General features: G+C 42.5%; 12 protein-coding genes and 5 tRNA genes. 4 read left to right on the top strand and 13 right to left on the bottom strand.

Annotated features, from left to right (window positions below; translation table 11 throughout):
• Window positions 1-196: 196 nt before the first annotated feature.
• The 5 genes from M2353_RS00545 to cdaA all read right to left on the bottom strand — a co-directional run bounded on the left by M2353_RS00545 (window position 197) and on the right by cdaA (window position 6,763).
• Complete coding sequence (locus M2353_RS00545; protein WP_284724705.1) at window positions 197-622, bottom strand: P-loop NTPase fold protein; 426 nt, start codon at window positions 620-622, stop codon at window positions 197-199.
• 168 nt (window positions 623-790) lie between these two features.
• Window positions 791-2,593 carry a glutamine--fructose-6-phosphate transaminase (isomerizing) gene (gene glmS / locus M2353_RS00540; protein WP_007498541.1) on the bottom strand — a complete coding sequence of 601 codons (1,803 nt, stop codon included), beginning with the start codon at window positions 2,591-2,593 and terminating at the stop codon, window positions 791-793.
• Between the two features lie 577 nt (window positions 2,594-3,170).
• Window positions 3,171-4,517: a phosphoglucosamine mutase gene (gene glmM, locus M2353_RS00535; RefSeq protein ID WP_008360584.1), complete on the bottom strand. Its 1,347-nt coding sequence runs from the start codon at window positions 4,515-4,517 to the stop codon at window positions 3,171-3,173.
• A gap of 25 nt (window positions 4,518-4,542) precedes the next feature.
• Window positions 4,543-5,949 (bottom strand): CdaR family protein, encoded by a 1,407-nt coding sequence (locus tag M2353_RS00530; protein WP_045034678.1) that lies wholly within the window; start codon window positions 5,947-5,949, stop codon window positions 4,543-4,545.
• On the bottom strand, window positions 5,942-6,763 hold the full coding sequence (gene cdaA / locus M2353_RS00525; protein WP_008344027.1) for a diadenylate cyclase CdaA: 822 nt from the start codon (window positions 6,761-6,763) through the stop codon (window positions 5,942-5,944). Before cdaA ends, M2353_RS00530 begins: the two co-directional genes overlap by 8 nt.
• A gap of 292 nt (window positions 6,764-7,055) precedes the next feature.
• On the opposite strand from cdaA, the gene M2353_RS00520 reads away from it, so the two are divergent.
• Window positions 7,056-8,408 carry an IS1182 family transposase gene (locus tag M2353_RS00520; protein ID WP_096880954.1) on the top strand — a complete coding sequence of 451 codons (1,353 nt, stop codon included), beginning with the start codon at window positions 7,056-7,058 and terminating at the stop codon, window positions 8,406-8,408.
• A 132-nt stretch (window positions 8,409-8,540) separates the two neighbouring features.
• Here M2353_RS00520 and rsiW read toward each other — a convergent pair whose 3' ends face one another.
• The 8 genes from rsiW to M2353_RS00480 form a co-directional block, all read right to left on the bottom strand.
• The gene (rsiW, locus tag M2353_RS00515) at window positions 8,541-9,167 is read right to left on the bottom strand and encodes an anti-sigma-W factor RsiW (protein ID WP_008344028.1); all 627 of its coding nucleotides are present in this window, start codon (window positions 9,165-9,167) and stop codon (window positions 8,541-8,543) included.
• 14 nt (window positions 9,168-9,181) lie between these two features.
• Complete coding sequence (sigW, locus tag M2353_RS00510) at window positions 9,182-9,745, bottom strand: RNA polymerase sigma factor SigW (protein ID WP_007498553.1); 564 nt, start codon at window positions 9,743-9,745, stop codon at window positions 9,182-9,184.
• A gap of 184 nt (window positions 9,746-9,929) precedes the next feature.
• Window positions 9,930-10,841, bottom strand: a complete 912-nt coding sequence (rocF, locus tag M2353_RS00505) for an arginase (protein WP_072367588.1) — start codon at window positions 10,839-10,841, stop codon at window positions 9,930-9,932.
• Between the two features lie 137 nt (window positions 10,842-10,978).
• Window positions 10,979-11,050 (bottom strand) — tRNA-Gln (locus tag M2353_RS00500).
• 4 nt (window positions 11,051-11,054) lie between these two features.
• Window positions 11,055-11,139 (bottom strand) — tRNA-Tyr (locus tag M2353_RS00495).
• Window positions 11,140-11,167: 28 nt separating this feature from the next.
• A tRNA-Thr gene (locus M2353_RS00490) sits at window positions 11,168-11,240 on the bottom strand.
• A gap of 3 nt (window positions 11,241-11,243) precedes the next feature.
• Window positions 11,244-11,319, bottom strand: a tRNA-Val gene (locus M2353_RS00485).
• Between the two features lie 6 nt (window positions 11,320-11,325).
• Window positions 11,326-11,400 (bottom strand) — tRNA-Glu (locus tag M2353_RS00480).
• 220 nt (window positions 11,401-11,620) lie between these two features.
• On the opposite strand from M2353_RS00480, the gene murQ reads away from it, so the two are divergent.
• The 3 genes from murQ to M2353_RS00465 are packed head-to-tail and all read left to right on the top strand — an operon-like array spanning window position 11,621 to window position 14,790.
• Window positions 11,621-12,532 carry an N-acetylmuramic acid 6-phosphate etherase gene (gene murQ, locus M2353_RS00475; protein WP_047946090.1) on the top strand — a complete coding sequence of 304 codons (912 nt, stop codon included), beginning with the start codon at window positions 11,621-11,623 and terminating at the stop codon, window positions 12,530-12,532.
• A 12-nt stretch (window positions 12,533-12,544) separates the two neighbouring features.
• Window positions 12,545-13,414: a MurR/RpiR family transcriptional regulator gene (locus M2353_RS00470; protein ID WP_007498558.1), complete on the top strand. Its 870-nt coding sequence runs from the start codon at window positions 12,545-12,547 to the stop codon at window positions 13,412-13,414.
• Window positions 13,411-14,790 (top strand): PTS transporter subunit EIIC, encoded by a 1,380-nt coding sequence (locus M2353_RS00465; RefSeq protein ID WP_284724704.1) that lies wholly within the window; start codon window positions 13,411-13,413, stop codon window positions 14,788-14,790. Before M2353_RS00470 ends, M2353_RS00465 begins: the two co-directional genes overlap by 4 nt.
• The last annotated feature ends 2 nt before the right edge of the window (window positions 14,791-14,792 follow it).

Here is a 14,792-nt window from a genome sequence, read left to right as displayed (position 1 = left end):
TTCAATTTCTTCTAAACTGAATTCAAACTCTACGAGATCAGACTCTCAACACCTTCTCTCCTAGGCAATAATGACCCCTAATTTTTGAATGGCTATAATTATATCTAATAATTCTTGGCTTGTATTATTGATTGTGAAGTGTATCATGAAATTTAATGTCACACTCTTTTCACTAATTCTCTTTTGTTCATCTTTATCAATAATTATAACTTATATCCTTACCCACGCCCCCCGTTAAAGCCATATCTAAACCTATTCGCAATCCTTTTTTAGCTAGTTTAAATTTATCCACGCTTTTATATAAAATTGCTAAGCTTTTCTCTGCCTTATCAGTTAAAGTCTGATTATCTTGAATAGTATCCAATATACTTCCCATTAATGCTGTTTTTGCATCTTCATATCCTTCAAATAGCCATCCATTGAAAATTAAGCATGCAGTACCTTTACGTTGCTCAGCCCTTTTCATACTCATCCTAATCAAACTGGACTTTCCACTGCCCCAATCTCCATATACTCCAATACTTGAGGGAAGTAATGATTCATCTTTAATCAACTCGTCAAGTATTCCTATTAAATAATCAAAATCTAAAAAATCTAGGTCTGTTTCACTATCTTTCCACATTTTCCAAACCCTCTTTATAATTATTATTTTTCCAATTCTATTCCTATTATTTAATCCTTTAAATAAAAAATCCGTTAGCTTATTTTAATTATAAGCTAACGGATTTTAAACATCCATATTTAAACAGATTTATTATTCGATTACAGTATAAAAAATTTTAATTTAAACCTACTCCACCGTCACACTCTTCGCAAGGTTACGTGGTTTATCCACATCACACCCGCGGTGAAGTGCTGCGTAGTAAGCGATTAGCTGTAATGGCACAACAGATGCAAGTGGTGCAAGTGCTGGGTGTACAGCTGGAAGGACGAAACGGTCGCCTTCGTCTTCTAGGCCTTTTAGTGAGATGACACATGGGTTTGCACCACGTGCAACGACTTCTTTGACGTTACCGCGAATGCTGAGGTTCACGTGCTCTTGCGTGGCAAGGGCAATGACTGGTGTGCCTTCTTCAATTAAAGCAATCGTGCCGTGTTTGAGTTCTCCGCCAGCAAATCCTTCTGCTTGGATGTAAGAGATCTCTTTTAGTTTGAGTGAACCTTCAAGGCACACATAGTAGTCAAGTCCTCTTCCGATAAAGAATGCGTTACGTGTCACTGTGAAGAAGTCACGAGCGATTTGTTCCATTTCATCCTTTTGATCGACTAGGGCTTCCATTGCGTTTGCTACAATCCCAAGCTCTTTCACAAGGTCAAAGTCAAGAGATTGACCATTTAATTCAGCTGCAACAGATGCAAGGATCGCAAGAACAGCGATTTGTGCTGTGTAGGCTTTTGTTGAAGCCACTGCGATTTCTGGTCCTGCATGAAGAAGCAATGTGAAGTCTGCTTCACGAGAAAGCGTAGATCCTGGTACGTTTGTGATTGTTAATGCTTTATGACCAAGCTCTTTGACTTGAACCAGTACAGCACGGCTGTCCGCAGTCTCTCCAGATTGAGAAAGGAAGATGAACAACGGTTTTTTCGATAGAAGCGGCATGTTGTAAGAGAATTCACTTGCTACATGGACTTCTACAGGTACTTTTGCCCAGTCTTCAATGTATTGTTTACCAACAAGTCCAGCATGGTAGCTCGTTCCGCAAGCCACAATGTAAATGCGGTCTGCTTCTGCTACTGCGCTTGCGATATCGCCAGCGACTGACAACTTGCCGTTTTCGTCTTGATATTCTTGGATGATTTTGCGCATAACAAGCGGCTGCTCATCCGTTTCTTTTAACATGTAGTGAGGATATGTGCCTTTCTCAATGTCGCTTGCATCCAGCTCAGCGATATAAGAAGGACGTGTCATGATATCACCGTCAAGGTTTTTGATGATAACCTCGTCTTTTGTGACAATGACCATTTCTTTATCCATTAATTCCGCATATTCGTTTGTTACTTGAAGCATCGCCATTGCGTCAGAAGCCACAACGTTGAAATCTTCGCCGAAACCAACCAATAATGGGCTTTTGTTTTTCGCCACATAGATTGTTTCTTTGTTTTCGTTATCGAAAAGGGCAATTGCGTAAGAGCCTTTTAGTTGAAGAAGCGTTTGACGGAAAGCTTCCTCTGTATCAAGACCTCTATTCACAAATTGTTCGATGACTTGAACAACAACCTCTGTATCTGTGTCGCTTTTTAGTGTGACGTCTTGTAAATATTCGCGTGTCAATTGTACATAGTTCTCGATGACACCGTTATGAACAAGCGTAAAACGGCCAGAAGCACTTTGATGCGGATGCGCATTTAGATGGCTTGGTACACCGTGTGTTGCCCAGCGTGTATGTCCAATTCCTGCTGAAGATGCCACGTTTGCATCAACGACTTCACGAAGCTCAGCGATACGTCCTTTTTCTTTGAACACATGCACGCCATCTTCGTTTGCCACAGCGATACCTGCTGAGTCATACCCACGGTACTCAAGCTTCTCTAAACCTTTTAATAAGATTTCCTTCGCATCATTCTGACCAATATAACCTACGATTCCACACATAAATATTCTTCCTCCCGATCATGTGAAAGGGACAAAGAAAGCCTACTAAAATAGAAGGGACATTTCTTCGTCCCTCTCTACATGTTTAATTTGGGAGATCATGTGTATTCCCTTTGTACAAAGAGTCACCTCTTTGCTTTAAAGAAACACTTACGGCTGTGATCTCTATATTTGATCAGCCGGGAGGCATCCGCCGAAAAATTCGATAACCTCCATCCTCGTCAACTAAGCATCTGTCGTTCGATCGCTTAGTTCGGGCGCTATAATTATAAGAGTGGCTGAACATCTACCCTGCCTTTCCTGCTAGAATAAAAATCCAGTAACACAAGGATGATTGTACTATAAGGTCTGACCTCCGTCAATCACAATTTAGCGGGTGATCCCTTTCATGTTAGAAAGTAAGACCTCCCTACACTATATGCGATGAGGCTTGTCACGTTCTACCTTTGATGTGCTCTCTTATGTATGAAAGCAAGCAGCAAATTGCCCTCGCTTATATCATTCGTATAGAACTTTCCTCTTATGACGTTTATTCGAAAAAAAGCAAACCGCTGCTTAGCGATTTGCTTTACATCAATTACTCAATACCCATTTCTTCTTTGACAACAGCCGTAATGCGAGCCACGTATTCATCACACAGCTCTTTTGTTTTCGCCTCTGCCATGACACGTACAAGCGGCTCTGTTCCTGATGGACGCACAAGGATACGTCCGTCACCGTTCATCTCTTTTTCAACCTCTTGGATCACAGCTTTTACTTTTTCATTTTCTTCCACTTTATACTTATCGGATACCTTCACATTCACTAGAAGTTGCGGGAATTTCTCCATTTCAGCTGCAAGCTCTGATAATGTTTTTCCTGTTGCTTTTAGTGTATTCACCAGCATGATCGCTGAAAGCATGCCGTCACCTGTCGTATTATAATCAAGGAAGATCAAGTGGCCTGACTGCTCGCCTCCGACATTATAGCCATCCTTTTTCATCGCTTCGACCACATAGCGGTCACCAACAGCGGTTTGAATGCTCTTAATGCCTTGCTTCTCAAGCGCTTTATAGAAACCAAGGTTACTCATGACCGTTGACACGACCGTGTCATCCTTCAATCGGCCTTCACCCTTTAGATAACGTGCACATATGTACATAATTTGATCGCCGTCTACAATATCACCTTTTTCATCGACTGCAATTAAGCGGTCGCCGTCGCCATCAAACGCAAGACCAATATCCGCTCCTTTTTCTTTCACAAAAGCAGAAAGTGCCTCTGGATGAGTAGAACCTACGCCATCGTTGATATTCAATCCGTTTGGTGATGTTCCCATTGTTGACACATCTGCATCTAAATCTGCAAATAAATGTGTTGCAAGAGAAGATGTTGCACCATGTGCACAGTCAAGCGCTACGTGAATACCTGTGAAATCCTCGTCTGCTGTCTGCTTCAAGAATTGCAAGTATTTCTGACCGCCTTCAAAGTAGTCATTTACTGTTCCAAGATCCGCGCCAACTGGGCGTGGCAATTGATCGACCGGCTGATCCATCAGCTGCTCGATTTCATTCTCCTGTTCATCTGACAGTTTAAAACCGTCACCGCCGAAAAATTTAATTCCGTTGTCTTGAACTGGGTTATGCGAAGCTGAAATCATGACACCTGCTTCTGCATCCATTGCCTTCGTTAAATAAGACACACCAGGTGTTGAGATCACACCTAAACGCATGACTTCAGCCCCAATTGAAAGTAAGCCTGCTACGAGTGCTCCTTCTAACATATGACCAGATACACGCGTGTCTCGTCCAACGAGTACCTTTGGACGTTCTTTATCCTTCGTGAGCACATAGCCGCCAAATCTCCCAATTTTAAATGCGAGCTCTGGCGTTAATTCGCTATTAGCCACACCCCTTACACCATCAGTTCCAAAGTACTTGCCCATGTTTCAATCGCTCCTTTTTTACCATTCAAGAGGACGCTGCGTCCTCTTTATTATCTTCTTTGACCCGCTGTCTTTGACTCGATTCTTTTTTTGCTTTATCTTGTGTTGATTCCTTTTGACTCTTCTCTTCCTGTTCATCATCGGATGATTGATCTTTCCGATCATTCGTAGAAGCCGGCTGATCTTCTGTATCAGTAGAAGTCAGTTTCACTTTGACCTTCGATCTAGATAATGTCCACGTCACATTTTGAGGGCCATTCACTTGTACTTTGACCTCATGTGTTCCTTCGTTTAAGTCCCCGACATTGATATAGGCTTCAATATCTGAAGCCTTTAGTTTATCAATTGCACTCTTTGAACCTTTTGCTGTTAGTGTGAGACGCCCAGAAGACGGACTCACAAATGCAGAGCTAAGATCCTTGCTCAGACCAACGACAGAAATTGGAACATTATCGATCTTTTTTTCTTCAGCTGTTGCAACCTTCACTTTGATCTTAATGGTTTCAGGCGATACCTTTTTCACACCATCTGGCAGTGGAATGTCGGCATCAATCTCTGTATCATCTTTAATCTTGCTTAGGTCGAGCTTAACGCCGTCAATAAAATCAAGTGCATCCAGCACCTTTTGAGAACCGTAGACTGTAACCTCACTTGGGCTTGTCTCGATGCTTGAGATACTGATCCCATCTGGCAAGCTGCCCGTCCGCTCAATCTTAAACGGAACTTTCTTGCTTGGACTCGTAATCGGGACCGTAATATCTACCACAGACGGACTCACTTCGACTGGTAGCTCATTCCCACTGCTATCATACACAGTGAGCTTCGCTTCTTTCTCAATTTGCTGATCAACATCCTCTAAGTTCACAAATGCTTTAATGACAGAAATTTTGTCGATCACGTCTTTTGAGCCAGTAACCGTGACATTTTTCGGATTCACAATAGGCTGCTCTGGTGAATAGCCGTCTTTGATTTTATTTTGATTATAAAATTCAGTTTCAACAGGGAATTCAGCTGTCGTTTTTTCTTGTATCGTCACAGTCGTCACAGACGGATTAATCGTTAATGTGATTCCTTTCGATACATCTCTTGCCTTCAATTCGACTTTATGTGTACCTGTCGTCAGGTTTTGCATATCTGCGTAAATTTCAAAATTTTTCGTTTGTCTTGCTGTTTTCACAGCACTAGTTGATCCTTTAATCGTGACATTGACTGTCTGCGGCACACCAGTGACTACATACTTTTCGTCGTCATAATATGCTTTAACAGGAATGTCCGTTAAGGTTGCTTCGTCTGTTGTCGATGTTGGGAAAAAGGATTCACCGATTTTTTTCGGCGTGGGCGCTTGCGCTGAATTGACTGCACCATACAGCAATAAAGCGAAGACCAATGCAAGAAACTTAACGGCCCAGCGATTATTCAAAATCTTATCCATTTTTCTTGCCCCTCCAATACCATTTGGTCGAGGAAGCATCTTTGCTGTTCTTACTAAACTCAGCAATCAGCATTTCTTCAAGCGCTTCTTCTGTCAATTCTCGATGGAGATCACCATTTCTTGCGACACTAATGCCGCCTGTCTCCTCGGAGACAATGACGGTTAAACTGTCCGTTACTTCACTAATACCAACTGCCGCGCGGTGACGTGTACCGAGCTCCTTAGAGATAAAAGGACTTTCAGACAGCGGTAAATAACACGCCGCAGCTGCAATCTCATCACGCTTCATAATCACAGCGCCGTCATGAAGCGGTGTATTCGGAATGAAGATATTAATCAGCAGCTCAGAACTGACCTTTGCATTTAAAGGAATTCCGGTCTCTATGTAATCATTCATTCCAGTATCGCGCTCAATCGTTAACAGCGCGCCTATTCTTCTTTTTGCCATATAGTTAATTGCTTTTGTAATTGCCTCGATCGTTTTCTGCTGCTGTTCCTCTACAGGTGTTCCGCTTCTAGAGAAGAAACGGCCGCGCCCAAGCTGCTCAAGCGCTCTCCTTAGCTCTGGCTGAAAAATAATAATGATCGCAAGGAACCCCCACGTAATCGCTTGATCCATCAGCCATTGAAGTGTGTTAAGACCGAGATACGCACTTCCCATCCTGACGAGAACAATGACGACAATTCCCTTTAAAAGCTGAACCGCTTTTGTTCCGCGGATGACCATCATTAATTTATATATCACATACCAAACAACGAGAATATCAACAGCATTACCGAGGTACTGCAAAAAAGGAATATCCCCTAAAGCCATTTCCTCGTCCTCCAGAATTTTCAGTTATTCTTCGTTCGATTTATTTTTTATAAAAAAAGAGCCTATGTGTAAGTACATAGCGTGGCTATTATACCACATTTTGTTTCAGCAAGGAAAATAGTTGCCATATCTGGCTGGCATTCAAGTCTGTCAATCAATAGAAAAAGAGCAGTCCCTTAGAGACTGCTCTCAGGCTGTCGAGAAAATCTCGACAGCTTTATTTTTCCCCTTAAATTTTCCACTACCCCATTTTATAATAGAGAAAAGCCCACTAAAGGAAGGTGTTTTTCTCATGTTCCACACTAGAAATTCTTCTCAGCACGAAGCTGAATTTGTATTGCTAGATCAACTGGTCGAAGAGGATCACCTGCTTCGTAAAATTGATCAGTACATTGATTTTTCATTTATCGTAGATAAAGTAAGACCGTATTATAGCGAGAATAAAGGTCGTCCTTCTCTTGATCCACTTATTTTGTTCAAAATGATGTTTATCGGATACCTGTACGGTATCCGTTCTGAAAGACAACTTGAAAAAGAAATTTACTATAACATGGCGTATAGATGGTTTTTAGGTTTGAACATCAATGACCCCGTTCCTCATCACTCGACCATTAGCTGGAATCGTCGTACTCGATTCAAAGATACAACGATTTTTCAAGACATTTTCGACGAGATTGTGCTTCAAGCTATCAATCATGATATGGTAGGAGGCCGCGTTCTTTTTACTGATTCAACTCATCTTAAAGCCAATGCCAATAAACATAAATATATGAGAAAAACGATTGAACAAGATACCCAGAACTATATAAATGATTTAGAAGAAGCGATCCAAGAAGATCGGGTGGCACACGGAAAAAAGCCCTTAAAGGTAAAAGAGGAGGTGAAAACGGAAAAAGACATTCGTCAAAGTACGACTGATCCTGAAAGTGGCTATCTTTATCGTGAAAACAAACCGGAAGGCTTTTTCTACCTAGACCACCGTACAACGGATATGAAGTACAATATCATCACGGATGCCCACATCACGCCCGGTAATGTCCATGATTCTGTTCCGTATCTTGATCGGTTGGATCACCAAATCGCACGATTTGGTTTTCAAGTAGAAGCTGTTGCCCTTGATTCTGGTTATTTGACGACCCCAATCTGTAAAGGTTTATCAGATCGCCGTATTTTTGGTGTCATCGCACATAGACGCTTTCATCCAACAAGAGGTTTATTTGAGAAGTGGAAATTCAAGTATGACTCTGAACATGATCATTACATATGCCCAAATGGTGAGAAGCTATTATATACAACAACTGATCGAAAGGGTTATCGATTCTACAAATCAGATCCTAAAAAATGTGCATCGTGTTCTTTCCTTGAAAGATGCACAAGGTCGAAAAATCATCAAAAAGTCATCTCAAGACACATATGGGAAGAACATAAAGAAAAGATCAGACAAAATCGTCTATCTGTCTCTGGAAAAGAGCTATATAAAAAAAGAAAAGAAAAAATAGAGCGAAGCTTTGCAGATTCAAAACAACTGCACGGGCTTCGCTACTGCCGGTTGAGGGGAAAACAAAATGTGAGTGAGCAAGTTCTTCTCACAGCTGCCTGTCAGAACATGAAGAAGATTGCCACACATCTAGCGAAGCTAGGTTAGGTGTGTGGGAGGCCTTTTTCATTCAATCTCATCCATCATCATTACGATGAAAATAAAAAAGATTGTAGAAAAACATGAGTTTCTCTACAATCTGAGAGCAGTCCCTTAGAGACTGCTCTCAAACTGTTTGATTTACTTTTGCTCCTCTGGTCCAATGACCCGCATCACGTCTTGTGCTGTAGACTTCATTTTGTACCAAACCCAATCAAACACTTCATTAATTTCATTGATTTGACCAGTGACTTGTCCGGCAGAAGCAGTCAGCTGTTCTCCATTGACGACTGTTACGTTTCCATCAACCTTGCCTTCTACAATCAGCTTGCCATTTTTCACAGTGACGTCACCTTTGACGGTTTCCCCTTTAGGTACCGTCACTGTATCATTTTCAACCACGAGATTCGGCTGCTTTGACACACTGAAATTATGATCCGTATTCCAGCTAGTAAACAGACTGCCTCCCATCAATATGACAAAGAGGGCAGCGGCGACCATTAGCGGATGAGCTTTGATCCATCTTTGAATCGACACACGCTTTTTCTCCTTTGGAAGACCTGCCATCACCTTTGCAGTGAAATCAGATGGTGCTTCTATATGAGATGTACTCTGCACGAGCGCGATGGATTTCTCAATTTGTTGAAAATGAGTACGGCATTCCTCACACGATTGCAGATGGCTCTTTAATTCTTTTTCATCTTCGGGCTCTATGTCCCCGTCTAAATACTGATGCATAAGCAGGACGATTTTTTCCTGACAGCTCATCAAAATCACCTCACTCAAAGGTCTCTCAACTGTTTCCGGAGAGCCTCTCTACCCCTGTGTATTCTCGTTTTCACCGTACCAACTGGTATATTCAGAATCTCACTAATTTCTTTTAACGAGAGTTCATCAATATACTTTAATACGATGACCGAGCGATATTTATCGGGTAATCTTAAAATTTTTTGCTGAATGGTGCTCGATAATTCAAGCGACACCACCTCGTCCTCTGGCAAAATGCCGTCAGCCGCAATTTGAGAATACATATTCAGTCCTTCTGTCCCTGCCACCTCTGCATCTAAATAATAATCCGGCTTTTTTTTACGAATACGGTCGATGGTCAGGTTGGTTGCAATGCGGTACAGCCACGTGGAAAACTTACGATTCACATCAAAGCTCTCAATATTCACATAGGCACGAATAAACGCCTCCTGCGCAATATCTTCTGCTTCATGTGCATTCCCAAGCATACGATAGCACAGCTGATAAATTTTGTCTTTATACAGGTCTACGATGTCTGCAAATGCGTTCTGGTCGCCTTTTTTCACTTGCTTAATTCTCTTTTTAATCATTGTTTCCATAGTATATTCAACCTCTGCCTTCACCGGTCTTTATGTATACGAACCTCGTTCCAAAAGGTTTCATTCTCCTCTAAAAAATAGTGTAACAAATTTTTGACAGCATGTTACGCTTATCAGCCGGTAAAAACCTTAACATATCCTTAAATTTCCCCAAAATTTAAAAAAAGCGGGAACAAGTCCCGCTCTATAATAGCTTTTCACCCATTAAAGAACCAATTAATGCAACTGCCGCTTCTGCTGTTTTATTTTTCTCATCTAATACCGGATTCACCTCAACAAACTCAGCAGATGTCAAAATCCCTGCTTCCTCTAAAAGCTCCATTGCAAGATGACTCTCTCTATAACTGATGCCGCCAGCAACCGGCGTTCCCACGCCAGGGCACTCTGCAGGATCTAGCCCATCTAAATCAAGCGACAAATGAACACCATCTGTTCTTTCTTTTAAATACGCAATGGCTTCCTCCATTACTCTCGTCATCCCTAATCGATCGATTTCATGCATCGTATACACTTTAATGCCTTTTTCTCTAATCAATGCCCGCTCTCCTTCATCTAAAGAACGAGCACCAATCAAGATCACATTCTCAGGCTTTACTTTAGGTGTATAACCGCCAATATTGATTAAATCAGCATGCCCAAAGCCGAGACTGACAGCGAGCGGCATCCCATGAATATTTCCAGAAGGAGAAGTTTCCTCTGTATTTAAATCACCGTGCGCATCATACCAAATGACACCCAAACTTTTATAATGCTTAGCTACACCGGCTAGTGTACCAATTGCAATGCTATGATCCCCGCCTAAAATCAGCGGAAACGAACCTGACTGCACAATACTGCTAACCTTTTCAGCAAGAAGCTGGTTTGCGCCAGCATTCTCCGTTAAGTTTTTCAGTTTTTCACTTGTATAGAGACCTTTCTCATCATCCCTTTGCTCAACGGGAATATCCCCTAGATCTTCGACATCAAATGAAAGCGATTCCAATTTTTCTTTTACACCAGCACAGCGAATGGCACTCGGCCCCATATCGACGCCCCTTCTCATTTGACCGAGATCCATCGGCACCCCAACAATTGTGACCTTCTTTTGATCTCCCATATGTACATCCCCTTTCCGTTCATGCTTATATTTTACTTTCTCGGTGCCTTCTGACTCAACTCAACAATATTTTGAATAGTTATACATTCCAATCGTCAAAATAAAAAAAAGACACCTTTTTAAAAAAGGTGTCTTAACTGGGCTAGCTGGATTCGAACCAACGCATGACGGAGTCAAAGTCCGTTGCCTTACCGCTTGGCTATAGCCCAAAAATGGTGGAGGGGGGCGGATTCGAACCGCCGAACCCGGAGGGAGCGGATTTACAGTCCGCCGCGTTTAGCCACTTCGCTACCCCTCCACATATGGAATTGATAAAAGAAAAACAGTGCCGGCAAGAGGACTTGAACCCCCAACCTACTGATTACAAGTCAGTTGCTCTACCAGTTGAGCTACACCGGCATATGGTGGAGGATGACGGGCTCGAACCGCCGACCCTCTGCTTGTAAGGCAGATGCTCTCCCAGCTGAGCTAATCCTCCACATGATGGTGACCCGTACGGGATTCGAACCCGTGTTACCGCCGTGAAAGGGCGGTGTCTTAACCGCTTGACCAACGGGCCAGTTTGTCAAGTTTACTGTTTCCGTGAAGCTGACAAAAGTTATTATATACAGGTTGTCCCCCTTTTGTAAAGGGGATTTTTATTTTTTTTATTTTCTAACTATTAAACCCTCATCAGCACAACATTTCGACTGAAATATAATTTCAGTATTTAAATATAATATTGAAATTTCATGTCATACTCAATATACTGAAAATGAAGAAATAAGGAGGTATGTCACATGCAGCCATCTCAACTGCGTTCTTTGACAACAGAATCAAGAAACCCTAACACCATGAGAATTTCACAAGCAAGCCCGCTAGAAATACTCCAAATGATAAATGCGGAAGATATGAAGGTCGCTGAAGCCGTCAACCGTGTCCTTCCAGACGTAAAGACAGCAAGTGACTTTGCCTTTGAATCCATCTCGAATGGGGGCAGACTCATTTATCTAGGCGCTGGAACAAGCGGCAGAATTGGGGTAATGGATGCGGTCGAATGTCCACCTACCTATAGCATTTCACCTGATGTCATCGTAGGCATCATGGCCGGTGGCGACTCTGCCTTTTCACATGCAGCAGAAGATGTGGAAGACAGTGAAGAAGCTGGTCAAAAAGATTTAGAACACATCCACCTGACATCAAAAGATACAGTTGTCGGCATCGCGGCGAGCGGTAGAACACCCTATATCATTGGCGCTTTAAACTATGCTAGAACCATTGGAGCAAAAACAGTAGCCCTCAGCTGCAATGAACAAGCAGAGATTAGCGAACTAGCAGACTGCGCCATTGAAGTCGTCGTAGGAGCAGAAGCCATCACTGGGTCAACACGAATGAAAGCCGCATCCGCTCATAAAATGATTTTAAATATGCTTTCCACCTCTGTCATGATCAGACAAGGCAAAGTATATGAAAACCTGATGGTAGATGTAAAAGTAAGCAATCATAAACTGAAAGAACGCGCCATCACCATCATTCAGCATGTGACCAATGCTTCCTACGAACAAGCCGTAAAAGCCCTTGAAGCAGCCGATTTAGAAGTTAAAACAGCCATCGTCATGCTCCAAACCAAAACAGATAAAAAGACAGCCAAAGACCTGCTCAACAAAGCAGATGGTCACATCGACAAAGCCATCTTACGTCATCAATCTTAAAGGAGGAAACTCATGTCAGCAGGCGGACTCACCCTACTACACACAATGAAATCAAAGCTTCCCCAATCTGAAAAAATCATTGCAGACTATATCCTTGCCCATCCTGACAAAGTCATTAAAAGCACAGTGCATGAAATCAGTCAGGCTGCCGGCGCAAGCAGCTCTGCCGTCATCCGCCTCTGTAAGTCTCTCGGGCTGGATGGCTATCACGATTTGAAAATGCGGATCGCTGGAGACTTAATGCACACTGATAAACAAGGCTACCGGGATATCGAACAAGATGAACCACTTCAATCCATTATTCAAAAGACAGCAGGAAACACCATTCAATCGATCAAAGATACAGCCTCTATTTTAAATGTAGAAGCTTTAGAAAAAGCTGTTCAACTGCTACTGAATGCAAACCAAATCCATTTTATCGGTGTGGGTGCATCTGGCATCGTCGCAGCTGATGCCCAGCAGAAATTTCTCAGAATCAATTATGCAGCTACAGCCTTTACTGACATGCACATCGCATCTACGGTCATCGCAAATGCTGGAAAGAATGACATTGTGTTCGGTATATCCTTTTCTGGAGAAACGTTAGACATCATCCAAGCCCTTCAGCTCGCCAAAGAAAATGAAGTGAAAACCATTGCTTTAACGCATCCAGGGCATACAAGCGTTTCTGCATTGTGTGATGTTCATCTATCAACGTCCGGTTCCAATGAAGCACCTTTTCGCAGTGCTGCCACTTCCTCTAGAATGGCACAGCTCTATTTAATCGATGTCTTGTTCCTCAGTTTAGCCTCTCGTCAATATGAACAGACAGCACAATATATTGACAAAACAAGGCATGCCATCCGCTCCATGAAACGAAAAACAAAGGGGGATTCAACATGAGTCATCAAAAAAAATATCAGCAGTTGGCGAAAGACATCCTTTCACTCTGTGGTGGTTCTGAAAACATCTCTTCCCACACACATTGTATGACACGTCTCCGAATTACACCCATTGATCGTGAAAAAGTGCAAACCACCGCGATCAAAGAACTCGATGGCGTCATTGGTGTCGTCGAAGCGGAAACACTGCAAATCATTTTAGGCACAGGTGTTGTCAACCAAGTATCAAGTGCGTTTGAACAGCTGCTCAATGCCTCAGGTTCATATGACTTAAACAACGAAGCACAGAAAAACAAACAAGCCATTTCACAAAAGAACCGCACACCATTCAAGCTGTTCTTACGGCGGATCGCCAGCATTTTCATTCCCATTATTCCAGCACTCGTTGCATCGGGTCTTATAACGGGTATTACAAAAGCGGTCGTGCAAGCAGGCTGGCTCGATGAAAAATCTCAAGCTGCGATTATTCTAACCGTTATAGGCTCAGGCTTGTTTGCTTATCTCGGTATATTAGTAGGAACAAACGCCGCAAAAGAATTTGGTGGCTCTCCTGCATTAGGCGCATTAGCAGGTATTCTCATCATTAACCCAGCTGCCGCTGATATTATGTTATTTGGCACTAATATTCTACCAGGTAGAGGCGGACTTATCGGTGTTCTTCTTGCAGCTATTTTTATGGCACTTGTTGAGACCCGGATCAGACGCTTCGTCCCGCAATCACTCGATATCATCGTCACACCAACCATCACACTACTCATTACAGGCATTTTCACGTACGTTATCTTCATGCCAGTCGGCGGATTTATATCTGATGCCATCACCTCTGGACTTACTTATCTATTAAACATTGGCGGTATTTTTGCCGGATTTGTTCTTGGTGCGACCTTCCTTCCTCTTGTTGTAACTGGACTTCACCAAGGCCTAACACCTATTCATATGGAACTGATTAATTCAATTGGAGCTGACCCGCTTCTGCCAATCCTCGCTATGGGAGGCGCAGGACAGGTCGGTGCTGCTTTTGCCATTTATATGAAAACAAAAAAGAAAAAGCTGAAAAGAGCCATTGCAGGCGGACTTCCTTCAGGAATGCTTGGAATTGGAGAACCGCTCATTTTCGGTGTCACACTCCCGCTCGGAAGACCCTTCCTCACTGCTTGTCTCGGCGCTGGAATCGGCGGAGCATTTCAAGCCTATTTCCAAATCGCCACTAAAGCAATCGGGGTATCAGGTCTCCCATTAACCTTTATCGTTCACACACATCAAATGCTGCTTTACTTAATAGGTCTCTTCATTGCATATGTCGCTGGATTTATCTTCACATACTTATTCGGATTTCATGATGATATGGCTGTTGAATTCGAGGAAAATAAGCAATAGGA

This window comes from Bacillus aerius (assembly GCF_029894105.1).
Lineage (GTDB): Bacteria > Bacillota > Bacilli > Bacillales > Bacillaceae > Bacillus > Bacillus altitudinis.
This window is presented reverse-complemented; position numbering and strand designations above follow the sequence as displayed.

Excerpts from the sequence above, each read along its gene's own strand:
- M2353_RS00520 (WP_096880954.1), top strand. The coding sequence starts at position 7,056 with ATGTTCCACACTAGAAATTCTTCTCAGCACGAAGCTGAATTTGTATTG.
- murQ (WP_047946090.1), top strand. The coding sequence starts at position 11,621 with ATGCAGCCATCTCAACTGCGTTCTTTGACAACAGAATCAAGAAACCCT.
- sigW (WP_007498553.1), bottom strand. The coding sequence starts at position 9,745 with ATGGAAACAATGATTAAAAAGAGAATTAAGCAAGTGAAAAAAGGCGAC.
- rsiW (WP_008344028.1), bottom strand. The coding sequence starts at position 9,167 with ATGAGCTGTCAGGAAAAAATCGTCCTGCTTATGCATCAGTATTTAGAC.
- glmM (WP_008360584.1), bottom strand. The coding sequence starts at position 4,517 with ATGGGCAAGTACTTTGGAACTGATGGTGTAAGGGGTGTGGCTAATAGC.
- glmS (WP_007498541.1), bottom strand. The coding sequence starts at position 2,593 with ATGTGTGGAATCGTAGGTTATATTGGTCAGAATGATGCGAAGGAAATC.
- cdaA (WP_008344027.1), bottom strand. The coding sequence starts at position 6,763 with ATGGCTTTAGGGGATATTCCTTTTTTGCAGTACCTCGGTAATGCTGTT.
- M2353_RS00470 (WP_007498558.1), top strand. The coding sequence starts at position 12,545 with ATGTCAGCAGGCGGACTCACCCTACTACACACAATGAAATCAAAGCTT.
- M2353_RS00465 (WP_284724704.1), top strand. The coding sequence starts at position 13,411 with ATGAGTCATCAAAAAAAATATCAGCAGTTGGCGAAAGACATCCTTTCA.
- M2353_RS00530 (WP_045034678.1), bottom strand. The coding sequence starts at position 5,949 with ATGGATAAGATTTTGAATAATCGCTGGGCCGTTAAGTTTCTTGCATTG.
- M2353_RS00545 (WP_284724705.1), bottom strand. The coding sequence starts at position 622 with ATGTGGAAAGATAGTGAAACAGACCTAGATTTTTTAGATTTTGATTAT.
- rocF (WP_072367588.1), bottom strand. The coding sequence starts at position 10,841 with ATGGGAGATCAAAAGAAGGTCACAATTGTTGGGGTGCCGATGGATCTC.